This window comes from Roseivirga sp. E12 (assembly GCF_017592825.1).
Classification (GTDB): domain Bacteria; phylum Bacteroidota; class Bacteroidia; order Cytophagales; family Cyclobacteriaceae; genus Roseivirga.
The window spans coordinates 85,721-111,402 of sequence record NZ_JAGFMD010000007.1 but is presented as its reverse complement, the minus strand read 5'-3'; the positions used below and the strand labels follow the sequence as shown (position 1 = coordinate 111,402).

Genomic DNA, 25,682 nt, shown 5'->3' with positions numbered 1-25,682 from the left:
CATTATCCACAAATGGCTGGTTTTTGGTGCTGTGCTAAATGATGAAACGAGTTCAGCATAACGACTGGTTATGGAATAATTAATATCTTCAAACATGCTATTAGCAATTGATGCGGGCAACACCAACATTGTATTCGGTATTCATGATGGAAACTCATGGATTCAAGAATGGCGCTTTGAAACCGTACCTATAAAAAACCAGATTGAGTATGAGCTATTTCTCAGGTTGAACTTTTTGGAGGCAAATCTGAAATTGGAAGATGTCAATCGAATAGTTATTTCTTCTGTCGTTCCACAATTGAACGACATTCTTTCAGAGTTCACAAAACCACTTATTGACAAAGAGCCCGTTTTTGTAGGACCAAAAATCTATGGGGACTTACCTATCAGCACCCAAAACCCACATGAGATTGGCACTGATTTAATCGCCAACGCCATGGCTGGGCACGTGCTTTACAAGGAGGATATTGTCATTGTGGATTTTGGCACGGCCCTGACTTTCACAGTTGTAGAAAAGAGTGGAAAGATAAAAGGAGTCAATATAGCGCCTGGGCTAAAGACGGCAATTGTGGCATTGGTTGGTAATACGGCTCAACTACCAGAAGTTCCTTTGGAGCTCCCAGATTCCGTCATTGGAACAAATACGACAACGGCTATACAAAATGGTGTGCTTTGGGGTTATGTCAGTATGGTCGAAGGTATGCTAGATCGGATTCAGGCTGAGTTAAATAAGGAGGTGAAAGTAGTCGCCACGGGTGGTCTTTCTTCTATCTTGCATCCACTCCATGATCGATTCGATCAGGTGAATCGTCACCTCACGTTAGAGGGACTCAGGTTTATTCATAAAGCAATAATTAAGTAGGTATGAAAAATTACGGTTGGGTTGTAAAAGGGCTTGTTTTTGGCGGATTAGTTTGGGTTTTGATGTATGTTATCTTCCCGCAATTTAGCGAAGATCAGATTGGAGAACCTGAGAAACACCTGACAGAACTATTCTTTGCTGTTCCGGCAGGATTGCTTTGGGGTTACTATCGCTTTGTCGTTTTGCCTAAAAAGATGGCACAAAGGGATAAGGACAAGAAGTAGTTGTTTAAACTTTAGGGCTTTTGAGGTTATCAGAAATCACTCATAAGGAATTACATCATCAGGCCCATAGCATATAGATTCTTTGTCACAAGGACCATCCTCAACAATATCTTTACACATCGCACCGTCAAATGTATTCCCCTCAGGGTCAATACCAGTACAGGTTTTGAGTTTGTAATAATTGGTCTCAGACTGTCCATTTAAAGTCGTGCTAAAGGCAAACATTGTGATGATGAATAAAGCTTTTAATAAGTTTTTCATTTTTTGAAGTTCTAATATTACATAAGAATTTTACTCTGGAATAGGCTGCTCACATTTCACCTCCTTAAAACAAGGGCCATCTGCAACTTTTTTAGTACATATTGCTATCTCCACAGGACCTTCTTCATCGATCAATGTACAGGTACCAGGTCTATACCTATCCCCTTCGCCATACTCTCTAGCGTTTACATTACTAGGCTGATAAATAGTCATTGCTATCACAAATGATAATGACAGTACGCTCGCTAATAGTTTTTTCATTTCTTCTAATTAAAGGTTCGTATAAATCAATTTATTTCCATCAAGTTCAACAAGCATGTCTTTGTCTTGGAAGAAGCCATAAGACAGCAATGTATTTATGCTTATATATTTTAAACTTTCTTGCTTCGCTTGAAGCTTCGGGACAGAAAAGTGTGAGCGTTTATTAACTACGATTATTAGCTTACCTTTTGTCTCATCAAAGGCTCTAATTCTGTCCAAAGTTTCTTCTGAACACTTGCATTCCGCGTTTTGAAGAAAGAATATAAAAGTCTTTCCTTCCTTTCTTATTTCATGAGACATTTCGTTCTCAACAATCGATTTAATTATTACAGAACTGTCATCTGGCTCATTATTAGTGCATGAGCAAAAGAGCAATAAGAAGACAAAGCTCAATGCAGAATTCTTCATGGTTATAAAAATTTATAAAGGTTAAACCCTAATACATTCTCACTTCCCCTTGGTTTTAAAATATGTAGTCCGGCTTCGTCCACAAAACACCAAGCAGCTCCTTGCTTTCTATCTACCTCCATTTCCATCAACTTTTTGAGCTGATCATCAAAGACTGTCAAGAATAGAGGTTTATCGTTGTAAGCATTGAATCGCCCATCTGCCCTATGTTCTGGAACATCTCCCCAATGAAACCTATAGTAGAGTTTCCTATAAGGGTCCTGTAACAAATGCATGAACTTAACATTCAGCAAATTATGCTTCATTCCAAGCGGTGTATCGGGGCAGTCTTCAATTTGTAAAGCATCGGCATGGTTCCTTGTGAAGTCACTAGCACCACCAAAGGAGGATGTTTTACCGGTTTCTAACGAATATTGATAAATATTCGAACTGATAGAAAAGGTGTAGTTAATTAAGCCAGATGGATCGAAGGTCACTGCAGGAATATCTCGAAAACCAAATGATAGTTCTCGAAACTCTGGGGGGTAGCCAATGTTCAATTCCCTAAATGAGAGATTAAACAAGTCTAACTCGCCAATAAAATTCTCATTATAATAGCCAAGTTCTGTGTCACACCAAGCGAAGCGTGGAAAGTGAAGTCTTGCATAAAGTTTCTTTGTTCTATTATCAAAGAAAATATTGAATGTTTCTTCAGTAGTTAAATTATGATCCTGAGAACTAAATCCTTGAAACTCATTCTTTTCATTAATACCCCATTTGGAAGTAACGTTGGTATTAGAATCAATCAAAGTCAAGTATTGAGATGACAGAAAAAATATTGAATCAAAATCTACCACTGACAATCCTTTCACATCACCGATGCCATTCGGTCCATTGACCTCATACTTAATGGATTTGTAATACTCTGATTTGTCTAAGTTGACTATATCAAGTGAAAAAGTCGTATGGTTCCAGCCAAAATAGAAACGTGTCCCTTGAATTTCAGCTGTTGTACTTAACGGATAATAGAATAACCCGTAATCTCCTACATCGATTGAGATGCTATCGACCTCCAAGACTAAATTCTTTTGACTAGAAAATGTAGTCTCCAAAAGATATTTCTCTCCGTTTTGATTAGAACACGAGCAAAATGCTACAACCGAACAAAGTATGATTATAATTTTCAACACAAAGAGTGTTTTACATTTTTTACAACTTATAAATCTGTATATTCATTAAATATAACAATTTTTTAAAATACGTATTCAGTATACTACTAGAAAGATTGACAGAAAGACAAAAAATAAGCCCTCCGTAAGAGGGCTCCATTCTTTAGTACTAGGAAGTCTAGTCGGTCAATTCACCCCATAAAGCTTCTTGCCTGTTTCGTAATACTTATCGCCTTCAATCCAGAAAGGTCTTTCTGCAGCGTTACCAATCATTCTTGAAGCCAAAACATAACTCTTAAAGAATTTCTCTAGGTAGTCATAGTCGACAGTGTTGGGATTATCTCCAGGTTGGTGATAGTACTTGGTAATTTCATTATCAAAGGCACGGAAACCCAAACTGTAGGTTGGAGCAGGGATTCCCTTTCGAGCGAAGCTCACATTATCAGATCTATCAAACAAACCTTGTTCTCCTGCAGGGTCATCAATTGCTTCTAAGCCGAAAGCTACATTTGCATCTTTTATGTATTGAGAAACAGTGGTTCTTTCAAGTCCGATAATGGTCGAAATCGTTTTGTCATTATACCCTCCGTTATCACTATTCCAGCAAAAGACGACCTCTTCATTAGGAATGATCGGGTTATTCGCCAGATAGCGACTTCCTAATAGGCCTTTTTCCTCACCGGTAAACAACACAAACAATGCTGATCGCTTCATTGGATATTTGGCAATATTCTCAGCAGCAGAAAGCACCGTAACAGTACCTATGGCATTGTCTCTTGTGCCATTGTAGATTGAATCTCCCTCGGCATTCGGTCTACCCACACCCACATGGTCATAGTGTGCGGAAAACATAATAAACTCATTCTTCAATTCAGGGTCTGTTCCCTCTACTATTGCCAGAATGTTCTTGTCCTTAGTGATTTCATTGGTCATCCCTTCAATCTTCAAAGAAGCTCTTTTGATGCTGCGAGTCCTCATAAAGCGCTGATTGGCATTGTCGAGATCCTTGAGCCACAAGTGCGGAATAATCTCTTTTTCATTGTCGAAGCTATCGAGTGTCAGATTGACTCGATTGAAGGTGAAGCCTAGTTGTGCCCAAGGTGTAGCTGGTGAACTATAAAATTCTACTAGTCCTGCGGCACCATTCTCTCTCGCAAATTCATATTTCTGTCGGCTGAGCCTAAGAATTGCTCTTCGGTCAGCGGTAGTTCCATCACCCGCTTTGGCAAAAACAATTTTACCCTTAACGTCTTTTCCTTCATAGTCCCCTTCAAGGGCATACTCCAGGTAGACCACCTCTCCTTCATACTCGCCACTTTTCCCATCTACAACAAGAAAGTCATCATTAAGGTTGAAGTTTCTACCGGAATAGCTGAAGCTACCAGCGGTCGCAGGTGTCTTCTGCCTAAATGGAACAGGCTGAAAGAAACCATCAGCACCCGGAACCGGCTCTGCGCCATAACTTTTCAATTGATCAGCCAAATAGTCTGCGACCTTTAAAATTTCTGGCGACCCTGTATTTCTACCTCGCATCTCATCTGAAGCTATATAGTAGATATGGTCCTTGATGGTCTGTTGGTTAACCGTATCGAGAGTTTTCTTGAGGTCAGATTTTTCGGCACAACCAAAAGTGGCTACCAAAACGACTATAGATAATATGTTCAAATGCTTTCTCATGGCTACTTACTTAATCTCGAAATACTTAAAAATTGGGTACTCAACTGGTTTTTCAGCAATTCCATTGCTGTCGAAATGCTCATCAAAGAAATTCCAAGTGACAAGGCCGTCATCTGACTCAGGCTCTAACAAATAGAAAATCAAATTGGCCAATGGCTGTGCCATATCTACCCAGAAATCGCCTTTACCAAACTTCTTGTTTGATGCAGCATAGCTACCTTCTATTGTAGCCATTTTATGTTTTTCAAAAGCTCTGTTAGATCGTTCCAGCTTAGTAGCCGTAAAGATTTCTCCTTTGGCTCTCTTATTCTTCGTCAGTTCAGTCACCTTTACACCATGCATTCTTAGGTGTTCGGCAATAGAGGCAAACTCCTTTGGAATGAGGTACCCTTTTGGTAAAGTTGCCGTCTTAGTCGCTTCGAAGGCGCTATAGTTTACCACATCCTTTAGCTCGATGATTTCGGGCTTCCTTAGGTAAGTCTTTTGACCACGTTCATTCGTGGTTTCCATATGATTGTAAGTTCTATAAGCAGTAATTGGGTCATCTAGAGCAGCCATTTGGAAACGAACGCCTTTCTGTACTTTACCTCCCTGTTCTTTGACCAAATTGATAGCATCTTGTTCTGCCTGTGCATTGATCTTCAACATTTCACTTCCGTTCTTATTGGTGAACTCAAGGATCTCACTCACAAATGCATAGGTAGAATTAATTCGCTGATATAGCCTTTCATGAGCGAAGGCTTCGCTTAGTATGGCCATCCGGTTTCTAAGACCAAACTGATTGACTAGATAGCGAGGGTGGTGATTGTACGTGTAAATTGACTTGATTGGCCAGCCTTCTCTTCGGGTATAGTAGTAGCCATATGGGCCTAAATGTACATTATGCTTATCTAAGGCCTTCTCTGTGACTTCTGGAAGAATTCTATCCCAAGTAAAATCATAAGGGGCTTTCTCTCCAGCAGAATGATAACTAGGAGCCCAGGTCAATGAATAGCCATGCCATGTTCCATTGGTGGTATGTAAATCAACAAAAAGCGTTGGGTCCCATGGAACGATGATATTTTGGATCAAACCTCTCGACTCGATGGTTTCCATTTTCATACCATCTCTGTTCAAATCCCATCCTTGGCTATTTGATCTGATGCCCGTTTCGATAGGACTTCCTTCTTGAGATGGTCTTCGGCCCGCTTCCATTTTATCGTTACTATCGGTATTGTAGATGGGTACAAAAAGAATGATCTGGTTATCTAACAAGTAGCCCTTGTCTCCTGTGAGGATATCTCTCATCAGAATTTGAACTACTTCCTTCCCTTCTACTTCGCCCGAGTGAATATTTCCCTGAATGTAAATGACAGGTTTGCCACTAGCCTTTGCCTGTTCAGGGGTTTCTATTTTCGGGTTAGCTAAAACGAAGACGGGAATGTCCTTCCCTTCTAAACTAGTAGTCATACTGACTTTAGAGACGTATTTACTGTCTTTGGTCACAAGGCTGGTGAAGTCAATCACCTCTTGGTAAGTGGAGGTTTCACGATAGTTGGTTCTCTCCGGCTTGATGAGCAGACTGCGGTCTACTTGTTGTGCTAGGGATTGAAATGTGAGAAAACAACTGAGAATTAGAAGAGCTGATCTTTTCATTGAATAAACTTTGTCCACCAAATTACAAAAAGCCCTAATAATCCTGAGCAGTCGAACTTTCATTTACATCAGTGGTTAGTAGTTCAGGCCTAAGGCTACTAAATTTCAATAAATTAAAATGTCATGACAAATCGCAGATCATTCATTAAGCAAAGCACAGCGCTTAGTGCACTTTCTATTTTACCAAATGCTTCGCTTTGGGAGAGCCTCTTTCAAAGCGGATACAAAATGGAAGCCTTGAGAAATAACGTTGGTATTTTCACCGAAAGGGGAGGCACTATTGGCTGGATGATCTCTGATGGTGGCATTGTGGTAGTTGACTCTCAGTTTCCCGCCCAAGCCAAAAATTTGGTGGGTGAAATTCAGAAGAAATCTGACAGACAGATTGATCTATTGATCAATACGCATCACCATGGTGATCATAGTGCAGGTAATGTTGCTTTCAAAGGAATAGTGAAGACCGTAATGGCTCATGAAAACTCATTGAAGAATCAAAAAGCAAATGCCGAAAGAGCAGGTAATGCTGATAAACAACTCTTCCCAGACACGACATATAAAAAGGGAAGGTTCAGACAAAAGGTAGGCGATGAAAGAATGGCTTTACACTATTTTGGAGCAGCGCATACTGATGGTGATTCTTTCGTCCACTTTGAAAATGCAAACATTGTACACTGTGGTGACCTGCTTTTTAATAGGAGGGCCCCATTTGTAGACAAGTCCGCTGGCGCCAATATGACCAACTGGCAAGTGGTAATGGAAAAGGGTTACAAAGCGTTTGACAAAGACACTCAATTTGTATTTGGTCACTCAGGCAATGGGTTTGGAATTACAGGAACCAGAGAAGATTTAAAAGCTTTCCAAAATTACTTAGGTAAAGTAATGGAGTTTGTGAAGAAGGGGCAGGTCGCAGGCAAAACTAAAGAAGAGTTAGCGAATGCCACAGAAATCCCTGGCGCTCCTGAATGGAAGGGAAGACAAACCCGACCCGTTAATGCTGCGTGGACGGAGTTGTTTGATGAGTAAGCAAGATTAAAGAACTGAGGAGCCATTCTTAATAAGAGTGGCTTTTTTTATGCCTCTGCATCAATAATTGCCGCTTCGTAGAGTAAGCTTCTCAGCTTTTCGAAATCAATCTCCTGAACTGAGTAGAAAGTTTTTGTTCTAACATACTTCCGTTTTCCCGCATCTAGAAACCCGTCTTCGTTGAGCATTAGATGTCCTCTTACAAAGCCAAATTGTACTCCTTCGAAAGTCCCACCCCAAGGCACTGAGCCAGGCCAGATAAAACAGATCGTTTTTCGCCCCCGAAAGAATGGCACATTATAAGATAGTTTCTCTTTGACCTCGGGGATGCACTCATATACCAATCCTCTCAGTAGTTTTACAACATTCAATTCATCTTCAGGCAGAAATGCGTAAAGGTCGTCTAAGTCTTGAAAATCTACAGGTTGGAATTTGTTCATCAGCAATTCGCGTCATATGCCTTTTGAAGCCAAGCGGATAGGTTAGCATCTACTTGACCTGGTTCTGTAAGCTTTACTCTATGGGTAACCATACCATTCCAACTTCCTGCGGCTTGCACAATTCCTTCCGGGTCTACACCCTTTAAATTCAGTCCCACATCTACCCTCGTTTTAGTACTAGGCTGCAATAGGGCAAACTGCTTTTTGGGAGTTCGAAGACTGATATAAGTCTTTTTATATGAGAACTCTACATCTCCATTAATTGATTCAAACTGGGCTTTGACACTTTTAAAGATATCTGCGATGGCCTCTTTCCCATTGAGTAATACCTCATCCTCATTACCCGAATTAGTTTGTGGTGCCAATAATTCTGGCTTCAAATAGAGCTGCGAAATAGTATTTGCAAAACCATGGGTTACTCCATACTCTCCCTTTAAGAGCTTCATAATGTCACCATGTTTAGCAAGATCAGTGGTGCCAAGCATTGCCTTCCATTCGTCCAAAGACTTACCAGTCTTTTCAGGCATATTATTAATCATGGTCTGTAGCATTTCTTCAGGAGTAGCCATATCGGATTATTTTGATTTGAAATGAAATTATATAAATCAGAGGCAAACCTCCATCTCTCTGGTCAAAAAATATTTATCTTTCCTGCATGCAAGTGCCTTTTCTGGACCTTTCCTTAATACATGAGCCCATCAAGAATGAGCTTGAAGAGGTGTATCGAAAAGTACTTAGAGAATCACAATTTATTAATGGATCCGAAGTCACAACATTTGAAAACTCCTTTGCAGAAAAGTGCGGTGTAGACCATTGCATTGCTGTTGCCAATTGTACAGACGCACTTTACATTACCCTGAAGATGATGGGTATTGGCCCTGGTGATGAGGTGTTGGTGCCCGCCATGACGTGGATTACAGATGCCGAAGTGGTTACACAATTGAAAGCCAAGCCTGTCTTTGTTGACATAGACCCAATGAGCTATACTATTGACAGTGGCCAAATCGAAGGACTGATCAACGAAAAGACCAAGGCCATTATTCCAGTTCATCTCTATGGTCAATTAGCAAACTTGGAAGTGATAAAATCCATTGCTAACAAACACGATTTGAAGGTGATTGAGGACTGTGCTCAATCCCATTTTGCACAGAAAGAGGGAAATATGGCGGGCTCTTTTGGGGACGCAAGTGTTTTCAGCTTCTATCCTTCTAAGAATCTAGGAGCCCTTGGTGATGCCGGTTGTATTCTGACTAACAATGAGGAATTGGCCACTCGATGTCGGAAGCTTGCCAACCATGGAGGTATTGGAAAAGATGAGCATGAATTTCCAGGGGTCAACAGTCGCATGGACACGTTACAAGCATCCATTCTCTCCCTAAAGCTCCAACACATTGATGGATGGACGGCAGAACGTCAGCGGATTGCCAACCGATATTTATCTGCTTTGCACGGTGTTGGTGATTTAACGCTGCCATCGTTGGGCGACCCTTCTAGTCACGTCTTTCATATCTTTATTATTCAGACTGCAACCAGAGATGAAATTCGAGCATTTTTGGAGGAAAGAGGTATTCAAACTCAGGTTCACTACCCTAAGGCTATACCCTTTACTAAGGCCTATTCCCAAATGGGTTTTGGTAAGAGCGACTTTCCCCACTCCTATCAACTTCAAGAAAACTGCCTTTCTCTGCCAATATTTCCTGGCTTAACAGAGGCACAAATAGATCATGTAATCGACTCAATCAATCTTTTCTACAAAAAATAACCGGCCCAATTTACATTGAAGGCCGGTCGTTAGTTTTAGTTAAGTCGTCTTTAATTATAAATCATACATCACGCTGAAGAGCCAGTATCGCTTTTGAATAAAGTACTCGAAAGTGCTGATCAAGCTTTCACTAAATGAGTCCCTTCTGATTCCAGTAGTATTCATTAGGTTCATCCCTTCTATTTTGAATTCCCATGGACTACCATCTTGACGATAGGTTAGGTTTGCATCTAACAAATCATAAGTACTGGAGTTACTTCCAGAGCTTATATAACTGTTGTATTCGTACTCAACCTCTAGCTCAAAACCCTTAAGGAACTTCTTACTCAAGCTCGCAAACGGCTTGTGATTTTCAAACTGGCTCGAGACGTTTCTTCCTTCATAAGTATTGAATGATACATCATAACCTAAGTCCAGAAACAAAGATTTGAACAACGTGGTAGAGATTGTTGCTCTGTAGGATTGTAAGAAGCTAGTATTCTCATTAGGGGTGTCACTAATAATATTGTTGCTGATGCTTTTAGACCAATTGGCTCTGAAATTAAATCTCCAGGCATCAAATCGTTTATCAGTACTAGCAAAACCCGAAAGCACCTCATTTGCGGTATTGATATTAATCGGACTATTGACACGCTCAAGGTTATTAAAACTTACAATGTTGGTGATATCATCAAAGCGTTTTGAATAGGTCAAGCCACCATATACATTGAAGAAGTTGTACATATTAAAGTTGAAGTAGTTCAACTGCACACTGTGATAGAGGCTGTTTTGCAAATTGGCGTTTCCTCCAAACAAGGTGTTGTAACCCCTTACCAAAAGTCCTTCTGCAATATTAGCCACATCAGTAAATTCGGCCGTCACTCTATAATCCAATGTCAAGGAGTGGGAGCTTCTAAAGGTATACTTGGCATTCACCGAAGGTAGTAACAAGGTCTTATCAAAGCCTTCCTCAACTCCATTTTGCTCATTGGCTATATCATAGTAATGGAGGTTCAAAGCAGGCGTAAGTACCAGTTTACCCAGTTTGGTTTTGTAAAGCAGTCCCAGATAATAATTCTGATAAGTGTAGTCCACTAGGTTGACCAACGTTGGATCGCTAAACTGATTGGTAGACAAATCACTCAACCTTTCGAACATATTAGAGGTCAGGGTCTGCGTTGAATAAGTATTTCCAACCTTAAAATTGATATGGTTGGTTTTGTTAAGAATGCGATAGTAGTTTAAAACTGCCTCCTGCTTCTTGGTTGTCACATCCCTCAACTGTGTCAAATCGTAAGGGCTGCTTGCCGTCATTGGGATAATACTTGCAAATGGTTGACCTGTGGTAACTAAGTTATAGGATGGATCCTGATTTTGATACTGATAGGAGGCTTCAAAGGAGAAAACATCTCGTTCATTTGGAGCATAAAACCCACGTAATTGTTGCTCAACTGACCTTGGTTTTTGATTTCTCAAACCTGAAATATCATTGGTTAATGCTCCAAAAACAGATGTTTGAGCATCTGAATTCGAAATATCCGAAAGCCTTCCAAAAGCGCTGTAGTCTATTTGTAAGCTCGGATTAGGTGTGAACTTACCCGCAAACTTGAACAACCCTGAAGTGCTGTTGACCCTTTGTGTAGAACTAAGCGTTTCCTGATCACTGTTGGGCTGAAGGATGTAAGTTCTCTGTTGCACTGAGCCCAAGGTATTATCTACTTTAGAACCTATGGCAAAGCCTGAGAAACTCCACTTATTTGTCGGAGTCAGGTTATAGTTGAATGCTCCAACAATATTCTTAAGGTCACGGGCATTGTTACGTTCGGCCATGGGAATACCAAGGTTATTCGAACTCACTTGAAAGGACGAACCTGCTCCTCGCGCAAAGCTTCCTAGTCCGCCAGTAAACCTGAAGTAGTCACGCATGGTGAAGGTCAGCTCACCCACATTATTTAATCCTGCGATTAAGTTGAGGTTAGTTTTCGGGTTATAGTAGAAAGTATTGGCCTTGGCTTTATAGCGCTCCTCAGGACCCGCTCCAGCAGAAATATCTCCAAAAACGATGTTCTTTTTGTCCTCTTTCAGCTGAATGTTCAAAGCAATCTGCTCACTATTATTTACTCCACTGAGCGGACCCACATTATTATAATTCTGCAAAACTTGGACCTTATCTACCACATTCGCTGGAAGATTCTTGGTCGCCAACTTAGTATCTCCTTCAAAAAATTCCTTGCCATCGACCAGTACTTTGCTCACATCTTTACCCTGAATTTTGACCCCGCCATCTTCATCTACTTCGAAACCGGGTAGATCTTCAAGCACATCTTCAAGTTTTCGTTCATTTCCCTGAGTAAAGACATCTGCTTTGTAAGTAATAGTATCTCCCTGAATGAGCACTGGCATTTCAGAAACCACCTCAACATCACCCAGTTGGGTTACATCTGAACTCAGCACTATGCCATATGGGATATCATTGCTTTCACCGGGTGTAAAAACTCGCTCAAAAGGCAAGAACCCTATAAAGCTCACTTTTAAACGGTAGGTAGTTCCTCGATCCAATGAGAGTTTAAATCGCCCTTGCTGATTGGTAACACCAAAGGCGGCCATTGTATTTTTTACCGTATCTATCGCCAAGACATTGGCAAATTGAAGCGGGGTACCCAGGGAATCTCTTACTTCACCATTGAAGGTGACTTTTTGTGCATTGGCAGTAAAACATAAGCATACCAATGCCACTAGAATCAGTGAAAATCTGTTCATAATTGAGTTGTTTTTGACCTTAAATGATTACTGATCTCCGCCTATTCTAAAAGTAGCGCCACCTTTTCCTCCTTGCTTGAACTTCTTGGACATTTCCTCCATCTTGGAATCCATTTCCACTCTTAGTTCCTCTCTGGTTACTTTTTTCCCTTTGCTTGGTCTTTTGATTTTGATTTCCTCTTCTGGATTTAGAACAACTTTTGTACATAAATAAGTAGTACTACCATCACTCAATTCCAAGATTAATCCAGGCAATCCCCAATAGTCTTCTGGACCTTGAGAAACAGGAATTTCAGGAGTATACCAAGCCGAGACACTGATAGTATCCATAACAACTGTTGACTCACCAGAATCCTTGTCCTTATCATCACTATCAGAAGTGAATGAAATCGATCTACTCTCTCTGATATCTTTATAAACGGCTTTATATGCAGTGTAATTTCCGATAGTTTTAGTCTCATCGGTCATTTGCCATTCGTAAGCCTGCAGTTCATCCTTCACCAAAAATGGCTTACTGAAAACTGTAGTTTCCTGAATGTATAAGTTCTCTGAGGTGTTCTTATAAGTCGTACCTCCACCAGCAGTTGAAAAAGATATTCTCATACCTCCGGATGAAGCAGTAGCCGGTCCGCTATCCAGACTCTCTTCTTCTTTCCAACTAGATTCGGTCAAGTTGAACTGTAATTCATATTCTCTCTGGAACTGTTTTTTCATCTGTTCCATCAATTGTTTTTGCATTGCTTCAGTGACTCCCTCAGCCTTAATCTGCATGTTCTTCATATTTCTTGAAGACTGATAGGTAGCGATCCCCTGAAAGTTTTGAGCATGAATAGTCCCTATGGTGACCAGTAAGAGACCTACTATTAGTGAAATTCTTTTTTTGAGTGCTGTCATGTTTCGAAAAGTTTGATGGGTACAAATAAAAGTGGAACTCTGCAAACGATGGGTTAACCAGTGTTAACGAGTGTTAAGTCACAATACTGAACTTGTCAATGTCCGTATATTTGAACTGTGAAAGCATTGAAATTCAAACGTATAAGCTATCTGATTGCCCTGACGGCTCTGATTACTGTTGGTATTCAGGTATACCGCAATATTCAAAACTATCAATTGAATAAGCAGCGATTTATGAGCGACATGCAAACGGCATTGGACACTAGCGTAGAATCTTACTTCACGGATCTGGCAAGAAATGATCTTATCATCTTTTCATCACAAGACACCTTGTTTAATCGACTGGGCGGTAGGTCATGGTCGATGGTAAACCGCATGGGAGGTGACACCGCACACCTTCTCTCGGGGCTTACAGACAGTAGTACAAGGAGGTTTCTGTCCATTAATGGTAGAGCTACCAATGCCACTACCTCTGTGAGTTTTAGAAATAATCTCCCAGCTCTGGACAGTCTTTTTCTTAATGAGAATTCGCTCACAGGTATAAGTGTTAAGAGTGAGATTACAAATTTTGATTCTCTGAACGACATCAAAGGCTTCTTTAAAAAAGTGATGTTCTCTCTTTCTCGTACTGACCTTGACCATGACAGGCTCACTGAAATAATGGTCACCGAGTTAGATAGAAAAAATATAGATGCTGGCTTCGTGCTATGGCATTATGTTGATGATTCGCTAATCTCGGAGCCCAATCACGATTACTACAACCTAAGAACTGTTTCTCAATCTAATTATCTACCGAGAGACCAAAAACTGGTCATGAATTATGAAAATGCCTCTCTGAATATTTTGAAACGAGGTGCTTTGGATTTGTTCATTTCCTTACTCATTACTGGAGCAGTGATAGGTTGTCTATTGTATCTATACAAAGTGATCTCTGAACAGAAACAATTGGCTGAGATTAAGAATGACCTGATCAGCAATATTACCCACGAATTTAAGACACCCATAGCAACAGTATCTACCGCCATAGAGGCAATCTCAAGTTTTAATCAGGCCAACGACCCTGCCAAAACAGCGAAATACCTAGACATATCAAACAACCAGCTGAAAAAGCTTAATGGTATGGTAGAGAAGTTGCTTGAAACGGCATCCTTGGACTCCGATGAGCTTGAACTCAATTTAGAGTCTGTGGAATTGGTCAAGTTTACTCAACAGATCTTCGATAAGTTCCAATTGATAAAAGGAAATAAGAAATTATTCTTCCAAACGGCCATTTCGGAGCAATGGAATAAGATAGATCCTTTCCATATGGAAAATGCTATTTCCAACTTGATTGATAATGCTATTAAATATGGCGGTGATGAAATAAGCCTGAAACTTAGTTCCGAGTCTGATCAGTTAATCTGGCAGGTTGTTGACAATGGGGGCAAGATTGACAAAACTCAGCAGCAACGAATTTTCGATCAATTTTACCGAATCCCTACTGGTAACATTCACGATGTAAAAGGTTTCGGAATAGGCCTATACTATACCAAAAAGATTGTTGAAAAACATGATGGGACCATTACGGTTAACGTTGCCGAGCATATGACAGACTTTACCATTCAGATCTAACATGTCAGAAAACGCAAAAATATTGCTAGCCGAAGATGAATTGGCACTTGGCACCATTGTGAAAGAAAGCCTTGAAACAAGGGGTTTTGAAGTAAGCTATGCGATGGACGGTGAAGAGGCAAAAAAACTCTACCAGACGGATAAGCCAGAACTTTTGGTACTGGATGTAATGATGCCCAAAAAAGATGGCTTTACGTTGGTGAAAGAAATCCGGAAGGTTGACGACCGTATTCCAATCATTTTTTTGACGGCCAAGTCAAGAACCGAAGATGTTGTTGAAGGCTTTGGCTATGGCGCCAACGACTATCTTAAAAAGCCTTTCAGCATGGAAGAGTTAATAGTAAGGATCAAAGCCCTTTTGGATAGAAAGCCTGGCAAATCCGCTTCCGAAGATGTACAAATAGGGCAGTATACCTTCAATTTTTCAAAGCAAATCCTGAGTTTTGATGGTAATGAAATAATGCTGACTCATAGAGAAGCACAACTACTGCATGAACTCTACAGGCATAAAAACGAGTTAACCGAACGCACGCTTATCCTTAACACCCTATGGGGAAATGATGACTTCTTCAATGCCCGAAGCATGGACGTATTTATTACCAAGTTACGTAAGAAGTTGACCCTTGATCCAGAAATACAGATTATGAATGTGCGTGGTTATGGTTACAAACTCGTCTGCTAATCCAATCAGCCTTCTTACATTTGTTCATGGACGATTTCGATTCTCGAAAACGCAAAAAACCGCTTGATCGAAAAACAGCGCTCTTAAAAGCCGCTGATTACTGCGCCTATCAAGAACGCTCCCAACAAGAGGTAAGAGATAAGCTCTATGGCTATGGCTTACACCGTGATGAAGTTGAGGAGACTATATACGAGTTAATCACCCAAGGGTATATCAATGAAGAAAGGTTTGCCAAGGCCTATGCTGGCGGAAAGTTCAGAATGAAGGGTTGGGGGAAAAGGAAAATTCTTCAAGGTCTTAAGCAGCACAGAATCTCTGAGTACTGTGTGAAAAAGGGAATGTTGGAGATTGACTCTGATGATTATTTCAATACAATCATCAAACACTTGGAGAAGAAAAGGCCTTCGATAAAAACTGACTCACAGTACATTCTTAAGGGCAAACTCACTCAGCATTTAATTGCCAAGGGGTTCGAAATGGACTTGATTCAAGAAGCAATAAAACAAGTCCTCAGCGAGGAAAACTAGCTTTTCGTTAGTCCCTTTTGCCACAGATAACCATACCTAACTCCAAGTAATACCATTATTGGAAGCATGGCCGTGTTAAACACTTGGAGCCTCAGTATCCAAACAAAAGCCATTGCTATTAGTAGGATGAACAGAAACCTTACATACACCCTCACCCACTTAGGAGTTTCTCTTTTAATGAGGTAAAAAGCAACCACAATATTGGGAAGGAATGCCCATAGTATATTCAGGTTATTAACTGTGGTTTTGTGATAAGTAAAGAACCATAAAAAGATCAAAAAGGCTCCTAGAAGCCCTGTTAGGAACATAATACCAAAGTCAAGAAATCTGGAACGCCCTCCTTTCATGTAGTCCCTCACAGTAAATACAATCAGTACAACTGCCACAACAACAAACAACAATGTCGGAGACATTTTCTCCTGCCTGACTTCATAATAATCCGATTCAAAAAGTTTGTTAGTCTGTTTAACAGCAGGTACGGCTCGGCCATCTCTCAGAATGGTCGCATTTGCATAAGCGGCCAGTACGTAGTCTGGCAAATACATGTACTGTTCTGGCGTAGCTTTCTTATCGATAATCGTACCGAGTGCTACATCAATACCGAAGTCTACCCATGGATGGTTATAAGAGTTTTCATCGACTAGCGATCGGATGGTAGATGTTTTCGTCAAATGATCGCTATTATACAGAATGGCATCACCCATCACCTCCTTGACAATGTCACGCATTCTAGTGGCGCAATTATCGAAGAAGGGATCGTAAACATATTTTCGATTCTCTGGAAGATAATTTGTCTCCAAAGCTTCATAAATCGCCTGTTTCTCTTCCAGGCTCAGGTTTAAGACTTGCTCCGTGAGCCACCTGTTTTCTTGTACATAGTTATTATAAAAGCGCTCGAAGGGATATGCACCCAATCTATACTGTGCAACGCCCATGCTAAACTTTGCGACAAAGCCACCCTCGGTAAAATCGAATTGTCCATAGTTGTAGGCTCTGTCTAAACCTTTACTCGGGTCTATAATGCGAAAGGCACTGTGCCCGAAGCAGTCGTACAGATTAGCACCAGGCCCAACGGTGATGATGCTTACCTCGGCTTGATCCGAAAGCCTCCCAAATTGGGCTGAAAGCTTAAACGAAAAAATCAGAAGGAGAGAAAAAATGAAATACTTCACAGTTTAAAGCTATGATTTTGAAATGATTTTGATGCAAATGTAATGATCAATTTTGATGCCTACCTATGTGCAGCTAACTTGAGCACATGAACCGAAATTGGAGGGATGGATTCAACTACGTGTCTAAACTGACACCGCTGCGAATATTCAACATGGTTCAGTTAGTTGGAAGCTACTATCTATCTAAGCTGACAGGCAGACCGGCTCACTATGGTATGCCCACCAGTATCTCTTTGGAGCCTACCACTTCTTGTAACCTAAGGTGTCCTGAATGCCCTAGCGGACTTAGAAACTTTACAAGACCTACTGGCATGCTCCAGGATGATACTTACAAAAAGGTAATCGATGAATTAGCGCCCAGCCTGTCCTATCTGATTTTCTATTTTCAGGGTGAACCTTACTTAAATCCAAACTTTCTAGGCCAAGTAAAGTATGCTCATCAAAAACGCATTTATACGGCTACTTCTACCAATGCGCATTATTTGGATGATCAACTCGCCAAGGAAACAGTAGAATCTGGTCTGGATCGTCTGATCATATCGATTGATGGAACAAGTCAGGAAACTTATGAACAGTACCGCGTAGGCGGAAAGCTCGAGAAGGTAATTGAGGGTACGCGCAATGTGATCAAATGGAAAAATGAATTGAAATCAAGTACTCCTCATGTCATTTTTCAATACTTAGTTGTTAAGCCAAACGAACATCAGCTTGAAGAGGTTAAAAGCCTTGCTAAAGAATTAGGGGTAGATGAGGTCGCTTTCAAAACCGCCCAAATCTATGACTATGAAGATGGTTCTGAATTGATACCCACCATTGAACAATATTCGAGGTATAAGCAACTACCTAACGGTAAGTGGAAGATCAAGAATAAACTTGTGAATCACTGTTGGAAGATGTGGCACTCCTGCGTCATTACTTGGGATGGAAAGGTAGTCCCTTGCTGTTTCGACAAAGACGCTCATTACCAATTAGGCACTATGGAGGGTCAATCATTTAAATCAGTTTGGCGGGGGAAAGCTTATCAAAACTTTCGGGCATCACTAATCAAGTCACGAAGCGAAATAGAAATGTGCAAAAACTGCTCTGAAGGCACCAAGGTTTGGGCCTAGGGTTTTAAATGACCAGGTAGCTTAATCTCCTTTTTTGGTGGAGCACAAGAATCGCAACCAGAAGCACAGCCACTTTCAGCTTTGTACTGTTTGTAAAGCTTTCTACCCATATAGATGGCTGCTGCTAAAAACAATATGATGACTAAAACTTCTTGCATTGACTATTAAACTAACTTTTCGAATTCTTAGTTCTTAAAATCATGGCAAAAGTAACAAAACGTTGTCGATTCAATATTAAAAAACTACTTCCAGTGCTTTTGAATTGTAGATAACATCCGTGGTTGAGTGATATTGCCTGCCACAATTTCTCTTCCAAATAGAAAGTCTTCTCCCCCCTTAAAATCAGTCACTGTCCCACCTGCTTCTTGGACAATCAGTGCTCCCGCAGCAACATCCCAGGCATTCAAATTGTATTCAAAAAAGCCTTCAAATCTTCCGCATGCTGTATAAACTAAATCTACAGCAGCGCTTCCCATACGCCTTAGACCGTGAGTGGTTTGCATAAACTCATTGATAATGGTCAAATATTGCCGCATCTGATCAAAGTTGTAATATGGAAAGCCCGTAGCCAACAATGATTTCTCTAGCGTTCTGGTTTCCGAAACCTTAATAGCCGTGTGGTTCAAAAAAGCACCCTCTCCCTTGATGGCGTGAAAGCATTCATCTCTATTGATCTCATAAACTACCCCAAGGGCTAAAACTCCGCGTTTCATCAAGGCCACTGACACTGCATACACTGGAATGCCATGCGTAAAATTGGTTGTTCCATCCAGTGGGTCGATGATCCAGTTATAGATATCTGACTTATGTGTTGAGGTGCCCTCTTCAGCAATAAAGCCACTCCCTGGTAAGATATCCGACAGGCCTTTAACCAGCTTTTGCTCAGCTTCCTTATCTACGTATGACACCAAGTCATTTTTTCCTTTGTACTCAATCTTCGATTCATCGAATTTGCGCGATTCTTGGCGAATAAACTCTCCGGTCTCCTTTACCAAAACAATGACATCTTGAAGCAATTTTTGCATGCTTCAAAATTACATGAATGGCCGAAAGAACGCCTATATCTGACACTTACATTTTCATTAATTCACTAACTTGATGCTATCATGAAGAGAGTTTTTCTGCTTTTAGTCTTACCTACATTGCTTTTTTTATCCTGTCAAAAAGAACCTCCAAAGAATGAAGTGATTGTGATGGGTATGATACATAGTGGGCATCGCACAAACCCAAACTATGATATCGAAACAGTAAAGAATCTCGTAAGGGCCATAGATCCTGACTACATCCTGACTGAAATTCCACCAGATCGCTATCCGCAAGCAAGAAAAGAGTTTGACGAGCTGGACACCATTATGGAATCGCGGGTCCGAGTGTTCCCAGAATATGTAGATGCCATCTTCCCACTAACCAAGGAAATGGATTTTGAAATTATTCCTACTGCTGGTTGGACCAAACCCATGAATGATTACAGGAATCAACGCCTAAGAGAAATCAGACAAGATACTGCTTGGGCAGAAAGATGGGAGGAGTATCAAGAAGCTGGTAGAAAATCAAGAGAGGCAATGAATTCTGCAGGCGACAGCAATGATCCTTACTTTATTAATTCAAATGCTTATGACGAAGCAGGGGAAATAAGGTATGAGGCATATAATCGAATTTTGAACGAGACACTGCTCTTGGGCGGCTGGGACAACATCAACATTGCACATTATTGGCACATCGAAAAAGCTATCGAAAAACACCGTGGCGAAGGGAAGCGATTCTTAATTACTTATGGTGCGGGTCATAAAGGCTGGTTTCTCAGAGAATTAAGAAAGCGAGATGATATCGTCATCAAAGAAATGACACCTTACTTGGATCAAGTTTTGAAATAAAATGGATAGAAGAAACCTTTTAAAGTATTCGTTCTCCGGGATTGCAGCGTCCTCGTTGCTCGCTAGTGGAATGAGAACCTCCTTTCTTGAAAAAATTGAGAAAACAGGTTTCGACCTTACTTCAAATGATAATGATGAAGATTATTGGGAGCTTGTTAAAAGTGAGTTTTCGATGGCAAAAGGACTCTATTATTTCAATAATGCTTCCCTTGGACCATGTCCCAAATTAGTGGTTGATGCTACTAATGAGTTTAGGGCACTTCTAGATGGATTCCCTTCGAAGTATATGTGGGGTGGCTGGCAAGATGAAAAGGAAGCGACTCGTCAAAAAATTGCAGACATGTTCTCTGCGGATAAAGAAGAAATCGCGATGGTGCATAATACCACCGAAGGGATGAATCTTGTCGCACATTCTATAGAATTAGGACCTGGTGACGAGGTGATCTTGGCCGATCATGAGCATCCAAGCGGTACCGTGCCTTGGCAACATTGGCAAGAGATTAGAGGCTTCAAAATCGTTAGGCCAAAACTTCCCATTCTACCAGAAAGCAAGGAAGAGTTGGTGGAAGTTTACCGAAAAGCAATTACCCCCAACACGAAAGTGATTTCTATGGTGCACGGCACCAATACCAATGGCATGATTCTTCCGGTCAAGGAGGTAAGTGCTATGGCCCATGAGAGAGGTATTCTCGTTGCTGTGGATGCTGCACAAACAGCTGGCACCTTCAAGATTGATTTACATGATTTGGGCTGTGACTTTTATGCTGGCAGTGGTCATAAATTTATGTTTACCCCTAAAGGAATGGGCGTATTCTATGCTAGAAAGGAATCACAAAAGCACTTGAAGCCACTTATTGTTTCTCGTGCTCATTTCAGAGACAAGTCCATCAGAAGACTGGAAAACTATAACACCCGTAACTATCCTGAATTGCTCGGTATGGGTACTGCTATAGATTACTATAACTTGATTGGTGCCGAAAAACGTGAGGCCAGGCTTCGAGATTTGAAGGCTTACTTCAGAGGAAAAATTGAAGCGGATGATCGTTTCAAGTTAAAAACGCCCGGAGCTGCTGATCTTTCTTGTGCCATTCAAAACGTAGAAGTGATCGGCAGGAAGGTTGGTGATGTTAAGAAGGCTTTGTTTGACAACCACATGATCGATTGTCGGCCTATAGGAAGCCACGGTATTAACGGAGTTAGGATTTCTCTATCGGTATTTACAACCAAAGCCGATGTTGACTATTTGGTTGAGGCTTTGAAATCGGTTTAAGACTTTCCGTCTATAACCAATACAAATTCTCCTTTGACACCTTTTTCCGTGAAGTGAGCGACTACTTCAGTGATAGTACCTCGGACTGTTTCTTCAAACATCTTGGTCAATTCTCTAGACACGGAAACTTGACGATCACCTAAGAATTCCTTTAGCTGCTCTAAGCTTTTTATGAGCCTGTGAGGCGACTCATACAATACAATGGTCCTTTCCTCCTCCGCTAACAATTTCAGGCGTGTTTGGCGTCCTTTTTTATGTGGCAGAAATCCTTCAAACACGAACTTGTCTGAGGGTAGACCTGAATTCACAAGAGCAGGAACGAAAGCCGTTGCTCCTGGCAGACAATTCACTTCCAAACCCGCTTTTAAAGCTTCTCTTACCAAAAGAAACCCTGGGTCTGAAATAGCAGGCGTTCCTGCGTCTGAAATCAGCGCAAATACTTCACCGCTCTCCATACGCTCAACCAGCTTTTCAGCAGTCTTGTGCTCATTAAAGATGTGGTAACTCTGAAGCGGCTTGGTAATGTTGTGATGCTTTAAAAGCTTTCCTGATGTGCGGGTGTCTTCCGCGAGAATTACATCTACTTCATTAAGCACTCGGAGTGCTCTAAGCGTAATGTCTTCGAGGTTCCCAATGGGAGTTGGTACTAAGTAAAGGTTGATCTTTTCTGGCATTAGGCCAAGGTATCAATGACTCGCGCTAAGTTACGATCATTATCTGTAACCACATTTCCTGCATCATGTGTAGTCAATTCGATAGTGACCTTATTGTATACATTTGACCAATTGGGATGATGATCCGCCTTCTCTGCTGCTATCGCAACGCGTGTCATAAAGCCAAATGCCTCGACAAAATCTTTAAACTCAAAAGTTCTTACCAGTTTGTTATCTACTTCATTCCACATGGCTTATTTCTTTTCGGCTGTAATAATGTATTGATACTGTAAACTTTTTTCGTCAATGTCGATCTTTCTGAAAGAGGACTTTCTTAAAAAAGACCTGACATCACTTGGTTCTACCTTGTATTCGTCTGCTGGCCCCACTGGAATCTCACCTTTTTTGAAATCAACGATAACTAATCGACCTCCAGATTTCATACCATTCAAGAGACGAGGGAAATACACCTCTTTATTGGGTATATAGCCGTAGGTATTTACGATGAGGACAATATCCACTTCCCCCTCCAAAAGATTAGGCACGTCAGGGGGAGTCAATCTGGACTCGATATTGTTAGACCATTCTCCAACAATCTCTTTTTGGCTATCGATGTATTCTAGGGCCTTTGGGTCAATATCTAAGGCAATGACCTTGGATGCATCTCTGGCAATTTTAAATGTAAAGTATCCAGAACCTGCACCAATATCCGCCACAGTTTTATTCGTCAGGTCTCCTATTCGATCTAGGATCAAGTCTGGATTTTGCCATTGTGTTCTTTTGGGATCTTCAATATCAACTTGGATTGCCTCTCTTCCCGTGGATGCCCGTTCAGTAACACTAGGTGTACTATCAGAAGAAGGATTGCTTTCCTCTTTTTTCTCCAGGTTGCTACCTCCACAAGACAATAGGAGTATTGGTACTATCAGTATGAAAAGCTTTCTATTCATCAAAGGGCTATAATACCATCTATCTTCTGTGCTTTCTTATAGATATCAATAACATGATCACTGGACTGCATCATTACTCTGGCTGTCACACTTGTATATTTTCCTTTGCTAGAAGGCTTATAGTTCAACTCGCTAGAAGGGAAGAGCGCTTTTACTTCACTTTTCTTGTCTTCGGTTACTATGAACTTAAACATATATAACGTTGGAAAATCATGGATATCGTCCAGCTTCTTTTTGAATTCTTCGGTTGTAAATTGACTCATGGATCAAAATAACATCAATAGCCTGAAAAAAGTTACGCAAAAAAAAATCGGCCAATTGGCCGATTCTTAGTTAAAAGTATTTGTATCGTTCATCGACAACTTCTACTCGATCAATAACGGCTTGCCTTAGCTTGCCTTGAATCGCAGCAAACGCTGCTTGTAGAATCTGGTTTTCGTAGGATGTATAGTCGCCAATTTCGGCAGCGCTAGAAATTGATTTCAACTCTAGCACAACCACACCTTGATTGTCCACAACATATGGTTTAGTCTTGTCACCAACATTTTGAAGAGCAAAAGCAGCACCGATAGCTTCAGGGGCAACACCAGTATTTGGCAAACTCACATCTGCCAGTTTTAACGCGTTGCTACTATAAAGGCTGGCTTCAGGTCCGTAAGCAGTTGCCATAGCACTAACATTTCCTGATAGTCCGTTGATTTTAGCTTTGATGAACTCAGCTTTCTTCTCGTTCATGAGTTTGGCTGCAATCTGAATTCTGACATCTTCTAGAGGCTGAACTCCTTCTTCTGTCTTGTCTCTGTAAACTGCTACAACGTATTCATCTTCCAAGTCAAAATCTTTAACATCTCCCACTGAGGCCTCACCATATAACCAAGAAACGATTTGACGAGCATTAGTCAATCTTCCTATTGAGATTGCGTTCTTGTCAATTCCATTACCATTGAATACCGAATAACCATTCTCAGCAGCATAGTCATTAAACTCCTGAACGTTATTAACATCGCTGGCAAAAAGGCCTGCTTTTCTATAGACTTCATCAATGGTTTGAGTTGACGGGATGAGCTCCACTATTACTTGAGCTACTTTGTATCTGTTTTTGATTTTTGGCTCAGTTACACTTACAATGTAAATGTTATTGTCCGTTTCGATCAGTCTTCTGATCAAGCCTTTTCTTGTAGTACCAAATACTGCTGCTTCGATGTCTACAGTTCTTGTATCACCTTTCTTCATCCAACCGGCATCACCTCCAACATTGTTGTAAGCTCCTTCGCTATGTTGTCTTGCCATATCAGCAAAATCAGCACCATTTCTAATTTGTCGCAGAATATCATTTGCATTAGCCCTTACACCCGCAATTTCAGAAACTGATTTTCCAGCTATACTGAAAACGATTTGACTTGCTCTCGCAAATTCGCTATCAGCAGTAGGAACAATTTCTGTCAATTTATGAATCGTGTAGATACCATTCTCTAGGTTAGGACCAATGATATCACCCTCTTTAAGAGAAGTCAATTGATCGGCTACAGCAATTGGTAGTGCGGTAGGATCGTACTCCATGAAACCATTACCCTGCTCTGTAATGCTCGAAGCATAAATTGAGTCATTGTCTCCCGTCTCAAACCTTGCCTTGATGTCAGCCATTTGCTGATCATACTGAGCAGTATCTTGTGCCGAAGGGATAACTGGGAATGAAACAAAGTCAATGGCTCTTGTCTCGTCTACAGTAAACTCATCTTCGTGACTGTCTAGGTATGCTTTAATTTCGTTATCTGGAATCGTCCCTATCTGATCATTGCTCACACTTGAAAAAGGAACTGATAGATATTCTACAGACCTGAAGCCTAATTGCTCTTGATAAGCTTTCTGTGCTTCTGCGAGCGTCACATATTCCGTTTTAGCCAAAAGGTTTTCAAACTTCTGAATAGTTCTTTGAATCATAGCCTGACGCTCATAAGAAGCAAAAAGGTATTGCTCATTCTGATCGAACTGAATACTCGACAAGTATTGCTTGATTGCTGTTGGGTCGTTAGATCCAATTCTTTGCAAGAAGAAATTGCTCATTTCAGACGAAAGGTTTCGGCCCTGAACCATATCAACTCTTTCATTAGGACCAATCTCCAATCCTAATTCGTCTAATTTATTTGAGTAAGCTACGTCAGCGATGATGCTGTTCCATACTTGATCTCTCAAGAACTGCATGATTTGCGGGTTGCCAGAAGGGTAGCCAGAATTTCGCTGAGCATTCTGCACCATAGTAGCAAAGTTTTCCTGAGTAATTTCTTCTCCGTCAATCTCTCCTACGTTTCTGCCATTACCTAGCAAAGTCGAATTCTGGCCTAAAAGGTCGCCTAAGACGAAAGCCACAATTGACAATCCAACTACTACGATCAGTAGTTTTCCCATTTTCTCACGAAGCGTATTAATTATTGCCATCGGTTATTTTTTAAACAGGCGCAAACATAACGGAATTATGGCCTAAAATCAAAGGAAAAAGGGG

General features: G+C 40.9%; 28 protein-coding genes. 10 read left to right on the top strand and 18 right to left on the bottom strand.

From position 1 onward, the window contains the following. The first annotated feature begins 94 nt into the window (after positions 1–94). Together J4E76_RS15500 and J4E76_RS15495 are read left to right on the top strand one after the other, a co-directional pair. Positions 95–862, top strand: coding sequence for a type III pantothenate kinase (locus J4E76_RS15500; RefSeq protein WP_208505704.1), 768 nt, complete (start codon positions 95–97; stop codon positions 860–862). 2 nt (positions 863–864) lie between these two features. Further along, the gene (locus J4E76_RS15495) at positions 865–1,086 is read left to right on the top strand and encodes a hypothetical protein (RefSeq protein WP_208505703.1); all 222 of its coding nucleotides are present in this window, start codon (positions 865–867) and stop codon (positions 1,084–1,086) included. 36 nt (positions 1,087–1,122) lie between these two features. Here the strand turns inward: J4E76_RS15495 and J4E76_RS15490 are convergent, their stop codons facing one another. The 6 genes from J4E76_RS15490 to J4E76_RS15465 all read right to left on the bottom strand — a co-directional run bounded on the left by J4E76_RS15490 (position 1,123) and on the right by J4E76_RS15465 (position 6,476). Beyond that, positions 1,123–1,347: a hypothetical protein gene (locus J4E76_RS15490; RefSeq protein ID WP_208505702.1), complete on the bottom strand. Its 225-nt coding sequence runs from the start codon at positions 1,345–1,347 to the stop codon at positions 1,123–1,125. 30 nt (positions 1,348–1,377) lie between these two features. Further along, positions 1,378–1,608: a hypothetical protein gene (locus tag J4E76_RS15485; RefSeq protein ID WP_208505701.1), complete on the bottom strand. Its 231-nt coding sequence runs from the start codon at positions 1,606–1,608 to the stop codon at positions 1,378–1,380. A gap of 9 nt (positions 1,609–1,617) precedes the next feature. Beyond that, on the bottom strand, positions 1,618–2,016 hold the full coding sequence (locus J4E76_RS15480; protein WP_208505700.1) for a hypothetical protein: 399 nt from the start codon (positions 2,014–2,016) through the stop codon (positions 1,618–1,620). Positions 2,017–2,018: 2 nt separating this feature from the next. Then, on the bottom strand, positions 2,019–3,185 hold the full coding sequence (locus J4E76_RS15475; RefSeq protein ID WP_370592813.1) for a DUF4221 family protein: 1,167 nt from the start codon (positions 3,183–3,185) through the stop codon (positions 2,019–2,021). A gap of 165 nt (positions 3,186–3,350) precedes the next feature. Then, positions 3,351–4,841 carry a M28 family peptidase gene (locus J4E76_RS15470; protein WP_208505698.1) on the bottom strand — a complete coding sequence of 497 codons (1,491 nt, stop codon included), beginning with the start codon at positions 4,839–4,841 and terminating at the stop codon, positions 3,351–3,353. 6 nt (positions 4,842–4,847) lie between these two features. Continuing rightward, positions 4,848–6,476: a M14 family metallopeptidase gene (locus J4E76_RS15465; RefSeq protein WP_208505697.1), complete on the bottom strand. Its 1,629-nt coding sequence runs from the start codon at positions 6,474–6,476 to the stop codon at positions 4,848–4,850. A gap of 123 nt (positions 6,477–6,599) precedes the next feature. On the opposite strand from J4E76_RS15465, the gene J4E76_RS15460 reads away from it, so the two are divergent. Continuing rightward, entirely contained in the window at positions 6,600–7,499 is a 900-nt protein-coding gene (locus J4E76_RS15460; protein ID WP_208505696.1) for an MBL fold metallo-hydrolase, read from the top strand. 47 nt (positions 7,500–7,546) lie between these two features. On the opposite strand, the gene J4E76_RS15455 is transcribed toward J4E76_RS15460, so the two are convergent. Both J4E76_RS15455 and J4E76_RS15450 read right to left on the bottom strand, forming a co-directional pair. Then, a complete protein-coding gene (locus tag J4E76_RS15455) occupies positions 7,547–7,939 on the bottom strand; it encodes a DUF1801 domain-containing protein (protein ID WP_208505695.1) in 393 nt (130 codons plus the stop codon). Next, a complete protein-coding gene (locus tag J4E76_RS15450) occupies positions 7,939–8,508 on the bottom strand; it encodes a DUF5655 domain-containing protein (protein ID WP_208505694.1) in 570 nt (189 codons plus the stop codon). The genes J4E76_RS15455 and J4E76_RS15450 overlap by 1 nt, the downstream gene beginning before the upstream one ends. An 86-nt stretch (positions 8,509–8,594) precedes the next feature. Here J4E76_RS15450 and J4E76_RS15445 point away from each other — a divergent pair, with 86 nt between their 5' ends. Then, the gene (locus J4E76_RS15445) at positions 8,595–9,701 is read left to right on the top strand and encodes a DegT/DnrJ/EryC1/StrS aminotransferase family protein (protein WP_208505693.1); all 1,107 of its coding nucleotides are present in this window, start codon (positions 8,595–8,597) and stop codon (positions 9,699–9,701) included. A gap of 54 nt (positions 9,702–9,755) precedes the next feature. Here the strand turns inward: J4E76_RS15445 and J4E76_RS15440 are convergent, their stop codons facing one another. Then, positions 9,756–12,440: a carboxypeptidase-like regulatory domain-containing protein gene (locus J4E76_RS15440; protein ID WP_208505692.1), complete on the bottom strand. Its 2,685-nt coding sequence runs from the start codon at positions 12,438–12,440 to the stop codon at positions 9,756–9,758. A 27-nt stretch (positions 12,441–12,467) separates the two neighbouring features. After that, the gene (locus J4E76_RS15435; RefSeq protein WP_208505691.1) at positions 12,468–13,334 is read right to left on the bottom strand and encodes a GLPGLI family protein; all 867 of its coding nucleotides are present in this window, start codon (positions 13,332–13,334) and stop codon (positions 12,468–12,470) included. 117 nt (positions 13,335–13,451) lie between these two features. Between J4E76_RS15435 and J4E76_RS15430 the strand changes: the two genes are divergently transcribed. From J4E76_RS15430 to J4E76_RS15420, 3 genes are read left to right on the top strand one after another with little or no spacing between them, the layout of a single operon-like run. Continuing rightward, on the top strand, positions 13,452–14,945 hold the full coding sequence (locus J4E76_RS15430) for a HAMP domain-containing sensor histidine kinase (RefSeq protein WP_208505690.1): 1,494 nt from the start codon (positions 13,452–13,454) through the stop codon (positions 14,943–14,945). A gap of 1 nt (position 14,946) precedes the next feature. Continuing rightward, positions 14,947–15,627, top strand: coding sequence for a response regulator transcription factor (locus tag J4E76_RS15425; protein ID WP_208505689.1), 681 nt, complete (start codon positions 14,947–14,949; stop codon positions 15,625–15,627). A 26-nt stretch (positions 15,628–15,653) separates the two neighbouring features. After that, positions 15,654–16,154 (top strand): regulatory protein RecX, encoded by a 501-nt coding sequence (locus J4E76_RS15420; protein WP_208505688.1) that lies wholly within the window; start codon positions 15,654–15,656, stop codon positions 16,152–16,154. Here J4E76_RS15420 and J4E76_RS15415 read toward each other — a convergent pair. Continuing rightward, positions 16,151–17,326, bottom strand: a complete 1,176-nt coding sequence (locus J4E76_RS15415; protein WP_208505687.1) for a DUF4105 domain-containing protein — start codon at positions 17,324–17,326, stop codon at positions 16,151–16,153. The genes J4E76_RS15420 and J4E76_RS15415 overlap by 4 nt on opposite strands. A gap of 86 nt (positions 17,327–17,412) precedes the next feature. Between J4E76_RS15415 and J4E76_RS15410 the strand changes: the two genes are divergently transcribed. Next, positions 17,413–18,435 (top strand): SPASM domain-containing protein, encoded by a 1,023-nt coding sequence (locus tag J4E76_RS15410; RefSeq protein WP_208505686.1) that lies wholly within the window; start codon positions 17,413–17,415, stop codon positions 18,433–18,435. Here J4E76_RS15410 and J4E76_RS15405 read toward each other — a convergent pair. Continuing rightward, the gene (locus tag J4E76_RS15405; protein WP_208505685.1) at positions 18,432–18,593 is read right to left on the bottom strand and encodes a FeoB-associated Cys-rich membrane protein; all 162 of its coding nucleotides are present in this window, start codon (positions 18,591–18,593) and stop codon (positions 18,432–18,434) included. The genes J4E76_RS15410 and J4E76_RS15405 overlap by 4 nt on opposite strands. A gap of 84 nt (positions 18,594–18,677) precedes the next feature. Continuing rightward, complete coding sequence (locus tag J4E76_RS15400; RefSeq protein WP_208505684.1) at positions 18,678–19,460, bottom strand: inositol monophosphatase family protein; 783 nt, start codon at positions 19,458–19,460, stop codon at positions 18,678–18,680. An 81-nt stretch (positions 19,461–19,541) separates the two neighbouring features. Between J4E76_RS15400 and J4E76_RS15395 the strand changes: the two genes are divergently transcribed. Together J4E76_RS15395 and J4E76_RS15390 are read left to right on the top strand one after the other, a co-directional pair. Further along, the gene (locus tag J4E76_RS15395; RefSeq protein ID WP_208505683.1) at positions 19,542–20,309 is read left to right on the top strand and encodes a hypothetical protein; all 768 of its coding nucleotides are present in this window, start codon (positions 19,542–19,544) and stop codon (positions 20,307–20,309) included. Position 20,310: 1 nt separating this feature from the next. Further along, a complete protein-coding gene (locus J4E76_RS15390) occupies positions 20,311–21,579 on the top strand; it encodes an aminotransferase class V-fold PLP-dependent enzyme (protein ID WP_208505682.1) in 1,269 nt (422 codons plus the stop codon). Here J4E76_RS15390 and rsmI read toward each other — a convergent pair. The 5 genes from rsmI to J4E76_RS15365 form a co-directional block, all read right to left on the bottom strand. Next, positions 21,576–22,253 carry a 16S rRNA (cytidine(1402)-2'-O)-methyltransferase gene (gene rsmI / locus J4E76_RS15385; protein WP_208505681.1) on the bottom strand — a complete coding sequence of 226 codons (678 nt, stop codon included), beginning with the start codon at positions 22,251–22,253 and terminating at the stop codon, positions 21,576–21,578. The genes J4E76_RS15390 and rsmI overlap by 4 nt on opposite strands. Then, the gene (locus J4E76_RS15380; RefSeq protein ID WP_208505680.1) at positions 22,253–22,483 is read right to left on the bottom strand and encodes a 4a-hydroxytetrahydrobiopterin dehydratase; all 231 of its coding nucleotides are present in this window, start codon (positions 22,481–22,483) and stop codon (positions 22,253–22,255) included. Before J4E76_RS15380 ends, rsmI begins: the two co-directional genes overlap by 1 nt. Before the next feature lie 3 nt (positions 22,484–22,486). Beyond that, on the bottom strand, positions 22,487–23,182 hold the full coding sequence (locus J4E76_RS15375) for a class I SAM-dependent methyltransferase (protein WP_208505679.1): 696 nt from the start codon (positions 23,180–23,182) through the stop codon (positions 22,487–22,489). Next, positions 23,182–23,445, bottom strand: a complete 264-nt coding sequence (locus tag J4E76_RS15370) for a DUF493 domain-containing protein (RefSeq protein ID WP_208505678.1) — start codon at positions 23,443–23,445, stop codon at positions 23,182–23,184. Before J4E76_RS15370 ends, J4E76_RS15375 begins: the two co-directional genes overlap by 1 nt. Positions 23,446–23,515: 70 nt before the next feature. Next, on the bottom strand, positions 23,516–25,618 hold the full coding sequence (locus J4E76_RS15365; RefSeq protein ID WP_208505677.1) for a peptidylprolyl isomerase: 2,103 nt from the start codon (positions 25,616–25,618) through the stop codon (positions 23,516–23,518). Positions 25,619–25,682: the final 64 nt, after the last annotated feature.